Below are 16537 nucleotides of genomic sequence, written 5' to 3' on the forward strand. Positions count from 1 at the left end.
TTTAATCAAAATAATTCTTAATGAAATCCATTCTTTTATTCCTTTTTCTATCCGTATCTCTTGTCGCTCAAAATAAAAACGCAGACCCAAATTTATTAACCGTATTTGAAAAAAGCAACGGACTCGAAACAGGAACTTACGAGCAAGTCATAGCGTATTATCAGTTATTAGCCAAATCGTTTCCACAAATTAGTCTCGACAGTATTGGCATGACTGATTCCGGAAAACCCTTGCATATTGCAACATATAATCCGGATGCACTGTTTGACTTTGAAAAGATTAGAGCCACCAAGCAGATCATGCTTATCAATAATGGTATTCATCCAGGAGAACCAGATGGAATTGACGCTACCATGCTCTTATTTAGAGATTTGGCGCAAGGCAAATTAACTATTCCCAAACATACGGTTTTAGTAACAATTCCGATATACAATGTTGGGGGCAGCTTAAATAGAAATTCCACATCACGTACCAATCAGGACGGTCCTATAGCATATGGTTTTAGAGGTAATGCCCGAAATTACGATTTGAATAGAGATTTTATAAAACTTGACACCAAAAATGCACGGACATTTACTCAAATTTACCATCTCGTTCAACCCGCTATTTTTATAGATAATCATGTGAGCAATGGTGCAGATTATCAATACACTTTAACCCACCTGTTTACACAACACAACAAATTGGGAGGCGCACTTGGCAATTATATACATACAGAAATGACACCAAGTTTAGAGCAAAAGTTAGCCACTAGAAACTGGGACATTACACCTTATGTAAATGTATTTAACAAACTTCCGGAAGCAGGCTTTAGTCAGTTCAATGACTCGCCTCGCTATTCAACAGGGTACACCGCTCTGTTTAACAGTTTGGGCATGATGGTAGAAACACACATGTTAAAACCTTACAAACCTCGTGTTGAGGGCACCTATGAACTGATAAAAAGCATGCTGGACATTGTTGAGAGAGATCATCAGAAAATAAAAATGTTGCGAGAAAACGCAATGGCAACTTTACAAACTGCTGAAACCTATCCGCTAGCGTGGACAATTGACACCACTAAAACTTCCATTTTGAAGTTTAAAGGTTATGAAGGCAAAATGGTTCCCAGTACAATTACTGGTAGTAATAGACTCTTTTATGATAGAACCAAACCTTTTACAAGAGAAGTCACCTATCAAAATTATTTCAAACCTTCATCTGAAGTCACAATACCAAAAGCCTACATCATTCCTCAAGGATGGTGGAACGTAATAGAAGTATTGAAATTGAATCAAGTAGAAATGAGAATTCTAAGTAAAGACACCACTATTGCAGTGGAACAGTATAAAATTGAAAAGTTCCAAACCCGAAAGGAAGCTTATGAGGGGCATTATCAACATTACAATACCAATGTAATAGCCTCCCAAAAAGACATTACCTTTAAAAAAGGGGATTATCTGATTGCAACCAATCAGAAAGCATTTCGATATTTATTGGAGACATTAGAACCGGTAGCTCCTGATTCATTTTTCAATTGGAATTTCTTTGATACAATTTTGCAGCAAAAGGAAGGATTTTCACCCTATGTATGGGAAGATATGGCAGCAGAGTTATTAAAAAATAATTCAGCTTTACAATTGAAATTTGAAAACAAAAAGAAATCAGATATAGGATTTTCAAATAATTGGTATGCACAATTAGATTGGTTGCACAAGCAGAGTGAGAATTATGAAAAGGAACATTTACAATACCCTGTTTACCGGGTTTTGTGAGAGATCCTTAAACCAATATCCTGATATTGGCATAAGAATTTTCCATCGCATTTTTAATTTGATGCGGATTGAGCCATTCTACTTTTGTAATGCCTTCATCTTCTTGCGGCTCCAAACAGCCATTATAGTTGGTTTGCATTTTGAACCAATATGTTATTTTCAATTGGTGTCTACCATTTCGTTTAAAAATATGATAGGTAGTTTCTAAAGGTGCAATAATTTTTAGTCCATTAACTCTCGTTTCCTCTTCCACTTCACGTAATGCCGTTTCTTCAATACTTTCCTTCCCTTCTATCTTACCTTTGGGCAAATCCCATTTGTCGTTTCGATAGATAAAAAGGACTTCACCTTTATCATTAAATACTTTACCACCGCCAGCAATAACATTTGGAAGGAGTTTTAGAAAAGATTTTAACAACTTGTCTTCCCTTTTCCCTATCAATTTAACACATTTAAGATCTGTAGTATTAAGCTCTTTTATTATTTTACCAATATTAACAGTACTCAGTAAATAGTTTTTGAAATCTTTCTCCTTCCTAACCTTAGTGGTAAGAATAATAGGCTTATCATTAACAAAAACTTGATACATCTTTTCTATCCTGAAACTATTATATGCGTAAAAATATAATATTTTGACAGACAGCAGTGTTTTTGAAAATAATTTTTCGTTATTTTTTTAAATTCAAAATCTATAAAATTGTTTAATTTTGCGTCATGATTTTTAATAAACAAACCGCTAAAAAAACCGCTGAGCTGCTATTGCAGATTCACGCGATCAAATTGCAGCCAAATCAACCATTTACATGGGCATCTGGCTGGAAATCTCCAATTTATTGTGACAATCGTATTGTGCTCTCCTATCCGCCAATCCGTAATTACGTGCGAGAAACTATGGCAAAACATATTGAGCAACACTATGGCAAACCAGATGTTATTGCAGGTGTGGCTACAGGGGCCATTGGCATAGGCGTTTTGGTAGCCGAATATTTAGGATTGCCATTTGTGTATGTAAGACCTGAAGCCAAAGGACACGGTAGGCAAAATCAAATTGAAGGCCACCTCGAAAAAGGACAGAATGTGGTTGTAGTTGAAGACTTAATTAGCACAGGGAAAAGCAGTCTGAATGCCGTTAAAGCACTTGAAGAGGCCAATGTAAATGTTAAAGGGATGATTGCGATATTCTCTTACGGATTTGAAGTAGCTATCAACAATTTTAAAGAGGCTGATATTACATTGCATACTCTAAGCAATTACGAGAGTCTCTTGGAACAAGCCTCAGACACTAATTATATTACCGCCAAAGAACAGGAAGTATTAGCTGCTTGGAATGCCAACCCAAGTGAATGGAATGCTTTTTGATTTAAAATCAACACACACAATAAGCATTTTTTTATGCTTATTTAATTTATTTAAATAAAACAACATACAATAATGAATTTACAATCGCCTAAAGTAACCGTTGACAAAAGTCCACAAGAAGTTTTCGAATTCTTATCAGACGTGAAAAATTTCGAACAGTTAATGCCTGATAACATTAGTAAATTTGAAGTTTTGGGTGAGGATAAATTTTTATTCGCATTAAAAGGAATGCCAGAAATTGTATTAAAAAAGAAAGAAGCAGTAGCCCCTCATAAAATTGTCTTAGGAGCTGCAGGAGGTAAATTAGATTTTTCTCTTACAGGTGATATTCAAGAGACGGGAGCTGAACAAAGTGAAGTAAAGCTGACTTTTGAAGGCGAATTTAATGCGATGATGGGGATGATGATTAAAGGACCAATCTCAAAATTTATTGAAACTTTAGCGAGCAATATGCCAAAAGCTATCAATTAGTACATCAGTACCACTTCCTTAAAATCGAAACTCTTAATGACATCATCTTCTACTTTAATCAGAAGTTGACCGCCTTCAGAGATTCCGACAATATATCCTGAAAATAGCAAACCTTCAGCACTTTTAAATGTTGAAGGTTTATTTTTTCTAAACAACTGTGCCACATACTTGGATTTTAAGTTGTGGTAGTCTTCATTTTTCAGATATTCAAAATAAACTGTAAGTTGTCTTAAGATGACATCTAATACTTCATCTAGATTTTGCACATAACCAGTCAACAACAATAGCGAAGAAGCTGAAGGCAGATCTTTAAAATCAGTTTGATTTACATTAAGACCAATTCCAATTACAGAGCCAGAAATAACATTCATTTTAATGACATTTTCAATTAAAATGCCGGCAATCTTTTTATTGTCTGACAAAATGTCGTTAGGCCATTTCACCTTTACACCCTTTAATCCTAAGCTATTGAGAGCTTCATACATGGCCAAAGACACTGCTATACTAATATAAAAATGACGGTTAACAGGAATAAACGAAACATCCTTAAACACGCTAAAGGTTAGGTTCTTAGCCTCCTGAGAGCTCCAAATTGTACCCATTTGACCTCTTCCATGCGTCTGAAATTTAGCCAGAACCACCAATCCATCTTCAACATGCCCGTCAACACTAAGCTTCTTTAAGTAAGCGTTGGTTGAGTCAATGGCATCAAGTTTGATAATACGCATGTTCTAGTATTTAATATTTTATAATTATCTTATGAGATTTTAAGGCTTAAAACAACTAAAATTATAATAACTTTGCACAAATTTAATTTAAATTAATGGCGAAAGAAAATAACAATTCAGATGCACTGATTACCACTATCATAGCTGGTATTGAGGACGTCAAAGGAAACAATATAAGGATTCTCGATCTTCGGGAGATTGAAAATACGGTTTGTGACTATTTCATTATTTGTGAAGGAAACTCAAACACACAAGTTAACGCCATTGTTAATGCAGTCCAAAAAAAAGTCAGCAAAACACTTAAAGACCACCCTTGGCATGTGGAAGGAAGTGATAATGCCGAATGGGTTTTAATAGATTATGTAAATGTTGTGGTGCATGTATTTCAAAAACACATCAGACAATATTATGATATTGAAAGCCTTTGGGGAGACGCTAAAACAACCGTTATAGAAACTAGTTACTAAAAAAAGATTAATGTCAAAAGAAAATAAAAATTTAAACAAAAAACCAAAGTTAAGTCCATATTGGATTTATGGTTTGGTGATTGCTGCTTTTTTTGCGGTTCAAATATTCTCTGGAGGTTTTGGTGGCCAAGACGCTAAAAGCACAACACCTTCTCAATTTTTTGAGTATTTGAAAAGAGGAGATGTTGCCAAAGTTGAAATTGTTAACAATAGAGAGGCTAAAGTTTATTTGACCGATGAAGCTCTTAGTACTGACGCGCATAAAGGCACAAAACCAAATAATATTCTCCCTTCTGTAACACCCAGTCCTAATTATAGGTTCGAATTTGGAGACTTGGCATTATTTCAAGAAGAAATAAGAACTATAATCAGTGAAAATAATTTAAGCAATACTGAAGTAACTTTTGAAACAGAACACAATGTTTGGGGAGATTTCTTATTAGGACTATTGCCTTTTGTTCTAATTATAGGGGTTTGGATTTTTATTATGAGACGCATGTCATCTGGCGGCGGCGGCGGCGCTGGCGGACAGATATTTAATATAGGAAAGTCTAAAGCAAAGTTGTTTGATGAAAACACTGATGTTAAGACTTCTTTTAAAGATGTGGCCGGATTGGAAGGTGCAAAAGAAGAAGTGCAAGAAATTGTAGATTTTCTAAAAACACCTGAAAAATACACCTCATTAGGTGGTAAAATACCAAAAGGCGCCTTATTGGTAGGACCTCCAGGAACAGGTAAAACCTTGTTGGCGAAAGCAGTTGCCGGTGAAGCTAAAGTGCCTTTCTTTTCATTATCCGGATCAGATTTTGTGGAGATGTTTGTAGGTGTAGGAGCTTCAAGAGTAAGAGATTTATTTAAGCAAGCTAAAGAAAAATCGCCTTCTATTATCTTTATCGATGAGATTGATGCTATTGGCCGTGCTAGAGGCAAAAATGCGATGTCAGGTTCTAATGATGAGCGAGAAAACACCTTAAATCAGTTACTGACAGAAATGGATGGTTTTGGCACAAACACTAACGTGATTGTGCTAGCTGCAACCAATAGAGCCGACATTTTGGACAAAGCACTAATGCGTGCCGGACGTTTTGACAGGCAAATTTTTGTTGACCTTCCAGATATCGTAGAACGTAAAGAAATTTTTGAAGTTCATTTAAGGCCGATTAAAAAAGCTGAGGACTTAGATATTGATTTTCTTGCAAGACAAACGCCAGGGTTTTCTGGAGCAGATATTGCTAACGTTTGTAACGAAGCTGCTTTAATTGCGGCACGTAAAGGAAAAAAAGCAGTAAATAAACAAGATTTCCTAGATGCTGTTGATAGAATTATTGGTGGGCTAGAGAAAAAGAATAAAATCATTACGGTTGATGAAAAACGTGCAGTTGCTTTTCACGAGGCAGGACACGCAACTATCAGCTGGATGCTGGAACATGCAGCTCCTTTGGTAAAAGTAACAATTGTACCGCGTGGAAGATCGTTAGGTGCCGCATGGTACCTACCTGAAGAGCGTCTGATTGTAAGAACAGAGCAAATGCTTGATGAAATGTGTGCTGCCCTTGGTGGTCGTGCCGCAGAAAAAGTAATCTTTGATAAAATTTCAACTGGCGCATTGAGCGACTTGGAAAAAGTTACCAAACAAGCACGTGCAATGGTTACCGTTTATGGATTAAGTGATAAAGTAGGAAATTTAACCTACTACGATTCTTCAGGACAATCAGAATACGGGTTTACAAAACCTTATAGTGAGCAAACTGCCGAATTAATTGATCAGGAAATTTCTGCAATTATAGAAGAGCAATACCAGCGTGCCATTAAAATATTAGAAGAAAACAAGGATAAATTAACTGAATTAGCTGAAGAACTTCTAGAGAAAGAAGTGATTTTTAAGGATAACTTAGAGCGCATTTTTGGTATACGTCCTTTTGAGAAGGACGTATTGGAACGTGAACGTCTTGACAATGAATCAACGGCCTCTCAGGAACACACTGAAATCCCTGTAGAAGATATCAAAACCGATGAATCAGTAAGTTAAAAATTCCTATTTCAATTTCATATAAAAAACTTAAATTAATCTTATGTTAATTTAAGTTTTTTTATATTTGAGGAATTCATCATTTAAACTAGAATAGCACCTAGATTAATAGCATCCACTACATGAGTCTATTTCGTAAAATTTTCGGCTTAAAAAACACGCCAGAAGATACCATTAAAAGCGAAGAGAGAGGCAAATATATGCCTGAAATCAAGCTACCTATAGACGAAAAGTTTACTATAAATTTTAAGGCCAATGGCGGGAAATTTCTGTATTGTGAAAATATGGAGGAAATCCACAAAAGCTTGAAAAATATACTTCATGAAAATAATTGGGAAGATAAAAATGTCTTTCTATTGGATTCTAGACTCAAAGAACTGTTTAAGGGCTTTGGTCTTAAAGACTCCAAAAAGTCATTAGAAAGTGACTATTTTTTATCTACCTGTGAATATTTAATCGCCGATGATGGATCTCTGCTCATCTCATCAAATCAAATCGCAGAAAAAAAGTTAAGAGATCTCCCTGATAATTTTATTATTTACGCCACAACAAGTCAATTCGTTGAAAATATAGGAGAAGGCTTAAGAGGGATCAAAAACAAGAATAAAAATAAAATCCCCACCAATATTACCACCATTAAACATTTTAAGACTTTAGAAGATAAAGACTTTCTAACTTATGGAAGTAGCTCAAAAAACCTATATTTGCTGCTTCTAGAAGATTTATAATGAAATTTTTTACCCGATTCTATGTTCAGAAGTCTATTTCAAAATGTGTCATTTGTCATTACACCATTCTAACAATTACAAATGAAGGAACTTAGCACAAGAGCCATTTCAGGCGCTATCTATATATCATTGTTAATATTGTCTATTTATTGGCAGTATGTACTGGTGGTTCTCTTTCTCATATTTGGTCTTATCTGTATGGCAGAGTTCAAAAAACTCATTCAATTAGATAGTAAAGCTCCATATATTGTCTTTACGACAATGTATCTAGGTTTTAGTATTTGGGCGCTTATACCTGAAACCGACGCTGGTTTTAATGAAGCCATTCAAATTTTGCAGGTCATTACCATTTTCGTGCAATTGTTTTTGATTAAAGACTTATTTTCAGAAAAAACAATTCCGCTGTTCGAATCTAAGCGTTTTATACTCACCACATTCTACTTAACAAGCGCGTTCATATTTTTAATAATGATTGCCAACAATGGAAAAGAGTTTACACCTATGCTATTACTAGGGTCCTTTGTACTGATTTGGGTAAATGATACGGGAGCATACATTATAGGTAAGAATTTTGGGAAGCAAAAGCTTTTTCCTAGTGTGTCTCCAAAGAAGACCTTTGAAGGCTTTTTGGGCGGATTATTTTTTGCTTGTGTGGGAAGTTATTTTATTGCGCGACTTACAGGCGAGTTAGATTTTACAAATTGGTTAATATTGGCTATCATTGCAAGTGTTTTTGGAACTTTGGGCGATTTGATTGAGTCCAAATTTAAAAGACAGGCAGGCGTAAAGGATAGCGGCGTCATAATGCCAGGTCATGGTGGCTTGTTAGATCGGTTAGATAGTATTATTTTTGCAGCACCATTTTTATATTTATTTTTAAGATTATTTCCATATGTTTCATAAAGAAGGCCATAAAATAGTCATGATTTCTATTGCACTAGTTGTTATAGCCATTATGAGCATTGATTATTTTGTAACGTTAGCTTGGCTAAGAACCACTTTAATGCTAGTGGTATTAGCATTTTTTATTATCATACTACAATTTTTTAGAAACCCTAAACGTATTGGGACACTACATGATCACCATGTGCTCTCTCCTGTAGACGGTAAGGTTGTGGTGATTGAAGAAGTTTTCGAAAATGAATTTTTTAAGGATAAACGCATTCAGGTATCTGTATTCATGTCTCCTATAAACGTACACGTAACACGTTATCCAATTGGTGGCAAAGTGGTGTATAGTAAATACCATCCAGGCAAATATTTAGTAGCCTGGCATCCTAAGGCCAGCGAAGAAAATGAACGCACTACAGTAGTTGTAGAAAACGAAACATTTGGACAGGTATTGTACCGTCAAATTGCGGGCGCCTTGGCAAAACGTATTGTAAATTATGCTCAAGTTGATAACCATGTCATACAAGGAAAAGATTCAGGTTTTATCAAATTTGGCTCGAGAGTAGATTTGTTTCTACCATTGGATTCCGATATAAAAGTTGAGCTAAATCAGAAAGTAAAAGGTGGTATTACAGTGATTGCTGAAACAAAATGACTTCCAATAAATTAGATATTGAATTTAAGGAAGCTGTAGAACGTATTAATAGTTATACAGGTGCATTCCCTGCTGATTTATTATTAAGGCTTTATGCCTACTACAAGAAGGCTACAAATGACTATTCAGGTCCCAGAAGCAAGAAGCCAATTATCAATGCATTTAAAACCAATGCCCTTTTTCAAATAAAAAGTGTGTCTCAAGATGAGGCCAAGCGCATTTATATTGATTTGGTGAATAACTACTTCTTGTATGGTAAATAAGGTTGATTACTTTCTAAACTATTTCCCTAGAGATATTATTTATTGTATTTTATTCGAAATTATTTATTGTGTTGGATTTTGTGATGAATGAATTCGCGATTTCATTTCTTTACATTTCGCCAACAAAAGAGATACAAATACAGTCATTCCAATTGATAGCGCCATGACATCAAAAAGACTTTTAAGAAATGACTATATCTTAGTGCTTCTAGTTAGTGTGATGTATTTTTTAGCCATCAAAGACGTTATCGCCGCATTCGTATATTTGGTCGTTGCAGTGGTAGTGAGTATCTATTTTTTTCCTGCAAGATTATTATTCTTGGAAAACGATTTTTTGAGAGAACCCAATAAAAAGAAAGTGGCTTTAGCACTTTCATATTTTGTAATCAGCAATATCATCACATTAACCGCGCTGATAATTTACGCAGATGGTAAAGGTTTTCTACACACCACCTTTTTAATATATAGCATTATAAATTTGGCTTTTCTGCTCTATTTTCATTTTCAAGAAAATATGCGTTACAACTTTATACTATCTATTTTCACCACTTTTTTAAGTTCGGCTGTTGTGAGTCTGCAATACTAATGGCAAAGGATATTCAGGTGATAGTTTTTAGCGCGTTCCTTAATCTCTGATGAGCGGCATCGTGCTGCAACGCAATAAGCCTTCCTGCTTTGAGATTTCGGCATAGGGCACTTCTTCCACTGTAAATCCGTTAGCTCTTAACCAAGCGTTCAATCTGGTGAAATTACGTTCTGAGATTACAACATCCTCAGAAATTGAAAAGATATTGCTATTCATATGATACATTTCTTCTCGTGTAATATGGAACAAATTCTCCTTTCCAAACAAATCGACCAAGTACATATAGTCGCTTTCTTCTCTGAAGCCACTTTTATAAATGATGCCTTTATTTTTACCGACTGGCTGAAAACAACAATCTAAATGCAAAGCATTATCTCTTGGTTCTATTCTCGATTTGACCAAGTCAAATTCCTTCACAATTTTATTCGGAAATAATTCCTTTATATAATTAACCCCTTCCATATTGGTGCGGGCCGTTATATAATCACTATAATCACTGCCTTTATAAGTACCAATAAAAATATGATCATTCCATAACATCACGTCACCACCTTCTATATGAACTTCTTCAGGTGGACGCACAACTTTATCAGGGTCAATTTGGTCTATGACATATTGAATGGCGTCAAGCTCCTTTTCTCTATCTGGTAGAATATTTGCTTTGATAAAAATATCATCAATAACAAAGGCGATGTCTCTGGCAAATATCTGATTATAATCTCTTATCAGTTCAGGACGATACACCTTTACATCATATTTTTGAAAAACTTTGGCTACGGCTTCCATTTCTTTAACCATATCTTCCTCAATAGGATAAGTGCCGGCTTTTATATGTTCTAAAGATTTAGGGTCATATGCTTCTTCAATTCCTGGCGTTGGTCCATTACTGATTGCAGTTCCTAAAACCACGGCTCTTAGCCGTGAAGTTTCATTTTTAATATTCAATTTTAGCATATTCTATAGTATAAAAAAAGCTTCATCTAAAAAATGAAGCTTTCTGCATTATTAATATCGTATTAACGCTTATCAATCGATTTAAAAGACCTTAAAGTTTCTCCAATATAAATCTGTCTTGGTCTACCTATTGGTTCCTTATTCAATCTCATTTCTCGCCATTGTGCAATCCACCCTGGTAAACGTCCTAATGCAAACATTACTGTAAACATGTCTGTTGGAATTCCCATAGCTCTGTAGATGATTCCTGAATAGAAATCGACGTTTGGATATAACTTACGATCTACGAAATAAGGATCTTTTAAAGCTTCTTGTTCTAACGATTTTGCGATTTCTAAAATTTTGTCTTCAACACCTAAATCGTTCAACACTTCGTCAGCTGCTTTTTTAATGATTTTAGCTCTAGGATCGAAGTTTTTGTAGACACGGTGTCCAAAGCCCATCAAACGGAATGGATCCTCTCTGTCTTTGGCTTTTGCCATATATTTATCAGTATCGCCACCATCAGCATTGATACCTTCTAACATTTCTAGCACGGCTTGGTTGGCCCCACCGTGAAGCGGACCCCAGAGTGCAGAAATACCAGTAGATAGCGATGCAAATAATCCAACGTGGGACGATCCTGCAATTCTTACCGTTGATGTAGAACAGTTTTGTTCGTGATCAGCGTGAAGGATCAACAATTTATCCAAAGCATTTAAAACGATTGGATTCATTTTATATTCTTCATTAGGTTGTTTGAACATCATTTTTAAAATGTTCTCAACATAGCCTAAATTTTTATCTCCATAGTCTAATGGTAAGCCGTTTTTCTTACGGAATGTCCAAGCAACCAATACTGGGAATTTACCTAAGATTTTAACGATGGCCTTATACATATCCTCTTCAGAATCTACATTCACTGAAGATGGGTTAAACGCTGTCAATGCACTCGTAAGGGATGCAATAACACCCATTGGATGTGCAGACTTAGGAAATGCGTCAACTATTTTGCGGATGTCTTCGTCTACAACAGACTGAGCTTTAATATCTGAATGGAATTTGTTGAGTTGTTCCTTTGTTGGCAATTCTCCAAAAATAAGCAAGAACGCTACTTCAAGAAAGTCAGCCTTTTCAGCCAGCTCCTCAATAGAATAACCGCGGTATCTCAATACGCCTTTCTCACCATCTAAAAAGGTGATGGCACTTTGGCAAGATCCTGTGTTTTTATATCCTGGATCTAATGTAATGACACTATCTGTAGTACTTCTTAAAGTGCTGACATCTATGGCAACTTCTTTCTCCGTTCCTACAATCAGTGGGAATTCGTATTTTTTACCGTCTATTTCTAACGTAGCTTTCTCTGACATATGTATATATAAGTTTGTTGTGAATTTGTGTATCTGAAAATGATGTCACGAATTTACAAAAATTATCAGTATTTAAAAAGCAAGTTAACAAGCATTTTAACAATCATAATATTTATAAAAACTATGTAAGAATGAGCTAAAATTGCCCATTATAGCGCTCTCAAGGAGGGTTACGCCCTTAAAATGGACATATATGTCCGCAATTAATAACAAGAACTTAATTAGATTTGCATAAATACACTTATTATTAAAAATTATGCGATTATCTTATTTTATAATTACATTATTTTTCTGCACCTATGCACAGTCACAGGTGATCAACGTAGAAACAATGAGAAAACAGTCAGATTCTGCGAAGTGGACGGGATCTTTGAGTCTGGACGCGAGTATTGTAAAAAACAAGAATCAGATTTTTAAAATCGCGAATAAAGCACATATTCAATATAATAACTATAGGGAATTATGGTTGTTTATTAACGATTTGAAGTTTGAAAAAGCGGCTGGAGAATCATTTGTAAACAAAGGCACACAACATTTGCGATACAACCACAGAGTGACAGAAACCATAAAGATGGAAGCCTTTATACAAGCGCAATACGACGCTATTTCGGAAATAGATTTTAGAGGACTGATTGGTGCCGGACCACGGTTTAAACTATCATCTAATGACAATTATCGTTTTTATTTAGGCACACTGATTATGTATGAAATCGAGCAGGCCTCAGCTATTGAAAGTAATGCCATCCACAGAAACGTGCGTGGCAGCACTTATTTTTCGTTTAGTATGTATCCTACTGAATCCTTGGGAATTATAAGTACAAGTTATTATCAACCCCGTCTGGATGCATTTAAGGACTACCGACTCTCAAGCACCACAAGCATCTTACTCAAAATTTGGGAAAATCTAGCCTTTAAAACAACCTTTACTTATAATTTTGATGCCTACCCCGTGGTTACAATACCAAAAGCCCAATACGAATTAACGAATGGGCTTTTATATACGTTTTAAAATATTGGTTGTTACTTCAGTTTAAACGCCTTGGTTTGTGGAAAGTACGCCACATTCTCTAATTCTTCCTCTATACGTAACAGCTGATTGTATTTTGCCATACGATCACTACGTGATGCCGAGCCCGTCTTGATTTGACCCGTGTTTAACGCCACGGCCAAATCAGCAATAGTATTATCTTCAGTTTCTCCAGAACGGTGAGACATTACAGAGGTGTACCCAGCATTATGGGCCATATTAACTGCCGCAATAGTTTCTGTCAATGTGCCAATTTGGTTCACTTTGATTAGAATTGAATTAGCGATGCCATTTTCAATACCTTTTGATAGTCGCTCTACATTAGTAACAAACAAATCATCCCCTACCAACTGAACGGTATCTCCAATCTTTTCAGTTAAATACTTCCAACCTTCCCAGTCATTTTCATCCATTCCATCTTCAATAGAAATAATTGGGTATTTAGAGGCCAATTGGGCCAAATAGTCAGCTTGTTCAGTACTTGTTCTAACTTTCCCTGTTTCACCTTCAAATTTTGTGTAGTCGTATTTGCCATCCACATAAAATTCGGCAGCTGCACAATCTAAAGCAATCATTACGTCATCACCCAATGTGTAGCCGGCTTTATGGACGGCTTTTTTGATCGTATCTAAAGCATCTTCAGTGCCACCTTCCAAATTTGGAGCAAATCCTCCTTCATCACCAACAGCAGTACTCAAGCCTCTTTCGTGCAATACGCTCTTGAGATTATGGAAAATTTCAGACCCCATTTGCATGGCATGTGTGAAATTTTTCGCTTTTACCGGCATAATCATGAATTCCTGGAAAGCGATAGGCGCATCAGAATGTGAACCACCGTTGATGATGTTCATCATTGGTACAGGAAGCGTGTTTGCAGAAACACCACCTACATATCTGTACAACGGCATGCCCAACTCTCCTGCTGCTGCTTTCGCAACAGCCAAAGAAACACCCAAAATAGCATTAGCGCCTAATTTTGACTTGTTTTTGGTACCGTCCAAATCGATCATCATTTGGTCGATTTTATTTTGTTCAAACACTGAAGTTCCTAAAAGTTCCTGAGCAATCTTAGTGTTGACGTTTTCAACCGCCTTTAGCACACCTTTGCCCATATAATCTTTACCACCATCTCTAAGTTCTACCGCCTCATGTTCTCCAGTAGAGGCGCCAGAAGGAACCGCAGCGCGTCCCATGATTCCATTTTCTGTAACAACATCTACTTCAATAGTAGGATTGCCACGTGAATCAAAAATTTGTCTTGCATGAATGTTGATGATGATGCTCATTGTTATTTTTTTTAGTATTGTTGATGTATTATATTATTGCTCAAGCACAGCTAAACAGAAGGGTTCCGATACTTCACAGCACTGCTAATTTACGAAATAGTTACTCCAAAGTCACATTTGAATTTGAGAATTACATTAAAAACTAGCGATAATGTTTGCGCAATGAAGAAACCTCAAAAAACACTTATGTTTTTTGAGGTTTTGTTACTATCCTTTTTTAATGTTTTCAATAAATTGATCAAACAAATATGAGGCGTCTTGTGGCCCTGGACTTGCTTCTGGATGATATTGTACCGAGAAACAGTTTTTAAATTTCATACGCATTCCTGCTACTGTATGGTCATTTAAATGTAGATGTGTAATTTCGAAATCAGGATGTTTTTCGGTTTCTTCCTTATTGATTGCAAATCCGTGATTTTGAGACGTAATCTCTCCTTTTCCCGTCAATAAATTCTTAACAGGATGGTTGATACCTCTGTGTCCGTTATGCATTTTATAAGTTGAAATACCATTGGCCAAACCTATTACTTGATGTCCAAGACAGATGCCGAACAATGGTAAGTTTCGATCAATAATTTCTTTAGCTACTGAAATAGCATTCTCTAAAGGTTCAGGATCTCCTGGTCCATTTGAAAGGAAGAAGCCATCCGGATTAAAACTATTCATCTCTTCAAAAGTAGCATTGTATGGAAACACTTTAATATAAGCATCTCTCTTGGCAAGATGTCTTAGGATGTTCTTTTTTATTCCCAAATCTAATGCAGATATACGGTAGGTTGCACTTTCATGGCCTACGTAATACGGTTCTTGGGTACTTACTTTTGAAGCCAACTCAAGTCCGTTCATATCTGGCACTTCTGAAAGTTGTTTCTTTAATCCTTCTATGTTGTCTACGTCTGTTGAGATAACAGCGTTCATAGCGCCGTTTTCTCTTATATAGGTCACCAGTGCACGGGTATCTACGTCTGAAATAGCCAAGAGGTTATTTTTATCAAAAAAGTCTTGGAGTGATCCTTCTGCTGAGTCTCTAGAGTAATTAAAACTAAAGTTTTTACAGATCAGACCTGAAATTTTTATGGAATCGGATTCAATTTCATCGGCATGAGTGCCATAATTACCAATATGTGCATTGGTAGCTACCATTAATTGTCCGTAGTAAGAAGGATCTGTAAAAATCTCTTGGTACCCTGTGGTGCCAGTATTAAAACAAACTTCTCCAAAGGCTGAACCTTCTTTACCTACTGATTTACCGTGGAAAATTGTGCCATCTGAAAGTAGAATGATGGCTTTTTGTCGTTTATTATATTTCATAATTTGAAAAGAGTTTGGCAAAATTGCATAAAAAAAAGGATAAACTAAAATGTTTATCCTTTTTTATATTTATAAATGTAAACCATTTATTCTTCTTCGTTGGTTGCTTTTTTATCAACAGCTGGAGCAGCAGCAGCGGCTGCAGCAGTAGCATCAGATTTTTTAGAACGACCTCTACGAGTAGATTTTTTCTTAGGTTGCTTATCTACGTTGTAAATTTCATTGAAATCTACCAATTCGATCATTGCCATGTCAGCATTATCACCTAAACGATTACCTAATTTGATGATACGTGTGTACCCACCTGGACGATCGCCAACTTTTGGTGCAACATCTCTGAACAATTCAGCTACCGCTTCTTTTTGTCTGATTCTACTATACACAATACGTCTGTTGTGCGTCGTATCTTCTTTAGACTTAGTAATCAATGGCTCTACAAATTGCTTTAGAGCTTTTGCTTTAGCAACAGTAGTATTAATACGCTTATGCTCAATTAAAGAACAAGCCATATTTGCCAACATTGACTTTCTGTGTGCGGTTTTACGACCTAAATGGTTTATTTTTTTTCCGTGTCTCATGACATTTTTATTTTCATCATCTTGCTACAATATCCGTTCGTCGGAGAGCAAATTATGATGGGTTATTTATTAATTTTTGATTTATGACATTTAAACTGCGA

The 16537-nt window shown here is 35.8% G+C and carries 18 protein-coding genes; 11 read left to right on the top strand and 7 right to left on the bottom strand.

Annotated features, from left to right (window positions below):
* Window positions 1-20: 20 nt before the first annotated feature.
* A complete protein-coding gene (locus BXY82_RS14015; protein WP_133758870.1) occupies window positions 21-1754 on the top strand; it encodes a M14 family metallopeptidase in 1734 nt (577 codons plus the stop codon).
* A 7-nt stretch (window positions 1755-1761) separates the two neighbouring features.
* On the opposite strand, the gene BXY82_RS14020 is transcribed toward BXY82_RS14015, so the two are convergent.
* Entirely contained in the window at window positions 1762-2343 is a 582-nt protein-coding gene (locus tag BXY82_RS14020) for an NUDIX hydrolase (RefSeq protein WP_133758871.1), read from the bottom strand.
* Between the two features lie 125 nt (window positions 2344-2468).
* Between BXY82_RS14020 and pyrE the strand changes: the two genes are divergently transcribed.
* Both pyrE and BXY82_RS14030 read left to right on the top strand, forming a co-directional pair.
* The gene (pyrE, locus tag BXY82_RS14025; protein ID WP_133758872.1) at window positions 2469-3113 is read left to right on the top strand and encodes an orotate phosphoribosyltransferase; all 645 of its coding nucleotides are present in this window, start codon (window positions 2469-2471) and stop codon (window positions 3111-3113) included.
* 72 nt (window positions 3114-3185) lie between these two features.
* Window positions 3186-3584, top strand: a complete 399-nt coding sequence (locus BXY82_RS14030; RefSeq protein WP_133758873.1) for an SRPBCC family protein — start codon at window positions 3186-3188, stop codon at window positions 3582-3584.
* Here the strand turns inward: BXY82_RS14030 and BXY82_RS14035 are convergent.
* Window positions 3581-4312, bottom strand: coding sequence for a biotin--[acetyl-CoA-carboxylase] ligase (locus BXY82_RS14035; protein ID WP_133758874.1), 732 nt, complete (start codon window positions 4310-4312; stop codon window positions 3581-3583). The two genes, BXY82_RS14030 and BXY82_RS14035, sit on opposite strands and share 4 nt — an antisense overlap.
* Before the next feature lie 95 nt (window positions 4313-4407).
* Between BXY82_RS14035 and rsfS the strand changes: the two genes are divergently transcribed.
* The 7 genes from rsfS (at window position 4408) to BXY82_RS14070 (ending at window position 9931) form a co-directional block, all read left to right on the top strand.
* A complete protein-coding gene (gene rsfS / locus BXY82_RS14040; RefSeq protein WP_133758875.1) occupies window positions 4408-4779 on the top strand; it encodes a ribosome silencing factor in 372 nt (123 codons plus the stop codon).
* 10 nt (window positions 4780-4789) lie between these two features.
* On the top strand, window positions 4790-6808 hold the full coding sequence (gene ftsH, locus BXY82_RS14045; protein ID WP_133758876.1) for an ATP-dependent zinc metalloprotease FtsH: 2019 nt from the start codon (window positions 4790-4792) through the stop codon (window positions 6806-6808).
* A 122-nt stretch (window positions 6809-6930) separates the two neighbouring features.
* On the top strand, window positions 6931-7536 hold the full coding sequence (locus tag BXY82_RS14050; protein WP_133758877.1) for an LUD domain-containing protein: 606 nt from the start codon (window positions 6931-6933) through the stop codon (window positions 7534-7536).
* Window positions 7537-7617: 81 nt separating this feature from the next.
* Window positions 7618-8439 carry a phosphatidate cytidylyltransferase gene (locus BXY82_RS14055; protein WP_133758878.1) on the top strand — a complete coding sequence of 274 codons (822 nt, stop codon included), beginning with the start codon at window positions 7618-7620 and terminating at the stop codon, window positions 8437-8439.
* Window positions 8429-9082 (top strand): phosphatidylserine decarboxylase family protein, encoded by a 654-nt coding sequence (locus BXY82_RS14060; protein ID WP_133758879.1) that lies wholly within the window; start codon window positions 8429-8431, stop codon window positions 9080-9082. Before BXY82_RS14055 ends, BXY82_RS14060 begins: the two co-directional genes overlap by 11 nt.
* Window positions 9079-9345 (top strand): acyl-CoA-binding protein, encoded by a 267-nt coding sequence (locus BXY82_RS14065; protein ID WP_133758880.1) that lies wholly within the window; start codon window positions 9079-9081, stop codon window positions 9343-9345. Before BXY82_RS14060 ends, BXY82_RS14065 begins: the two co-directional genes overlap by 4 nt.
* 163 nt (window positions 9346-9508) lie before the next feature.
* The gene (locus BXY82_RS14070) at window positions 9509-9931 is read left to right on the top strand and encodes a hypothetical protein (RefSeq protein WP_133758881.1); all 423 of its coding nucleotides are present in this window, start codon (window positions 9509-9511) and stop codon (window positions 9929-9931) included.
* Between the two features lie 39 nt (window positions 9932-9970).
* On the opposite strand, the gene BXY82_RS14075 is transcribed toward BXY82_RS14070, so the two are convergent.
* Complete coding sequence (locus BXY82_RS14075; protein ID WP_133758882.1) at window positions 9971-10885, bottom strand: dimethylarginine dimethylaminohydrolase family protein; 915 nt, start codon at window positions 10883-10885, stop codon at window positions 9971-9973.
* Window positions 10886-10947: 62 nt separating this feature from the next.
* Window positions 10948-12234, bottom strand: a complete 1287-nt coding sequence (locus BXY82_RS14080) for a citrate synthase (RefSeq protein ID WP_133758883.1) — start codon at window positions 12232-12234, stop codon at window positions 10948-10950.
* A 331-nt stretch (window positions 12235-12565) separates the two neighbouring features.
* On the opposite strand from BXY82_RS14080, the gene BXY82_RS14085 reads away from it, so the two are divergent.
* Window positions 12566-13243, top strand: coding sequence for a DUF481 domain-containing protein (locus tag BXY82_RS14085; protein WP_166643309.1), 678 nt, complete (start codon window positions 12566-12568; stop codon window positions 13241-13243).
* A gap of 11 nt (window positions 13244-13254) precedes the next feature.
* On the opposite strand, the gene eno is transcribed toward BXY82_RS14085, so the two are convergent.
* The 3 genes from eno to rplQ form a co-directional block, all read right to left on the bottom strand.
* A complete protein-coding gene (eno, locus tag BXY82_RS14090; protein ID WP_133758885.1) occupies window positions 13255-14547 on the bottom strand; it encodes a phosphopyruvate hydratase in 1293 nt (430 codons plus the stop codon).
* A 207-nt stretch (window positions 14548-14754) separates the two neighbouring features.
* Window positions 14755-15858 carry a glutamine-hydrolyzing carbamoyl-phosphate synthase small subunit gene (carA, locus tag BXY82_RS14095; protein WP_133758886.1) on the bottom strand — a complete coding sequence of 368 codons (1104 nt, stop codon included), beginning with the start codon at window positions 15856-15858 and terminating at the stop codon, window positions 14755-14757.
* A gap of 86 nt (window positions 15859-15944) precedes the next feature.
* Entirely contained in the window at window positions 15945-16436 is a 492-nt protein-coding gene (rplQ, locus tag BXY82_RS14100) for a 50S ribosomal protein L17 (RefSeq protein WP_133758887.1), read from the bottom strand.
* Window positions 16437-16537: the final 101 nt, after the last annotated feature.

The organism is Gelidibacter sediminis (assembly GCF_004364975.1).
Classification (GTDB): Bacteria; Bacteroidota; Bacteroidia; order Flavobacteriales; family Flavobacteriaceae; genus Gelidibacter; species Gelidibacter sediminis.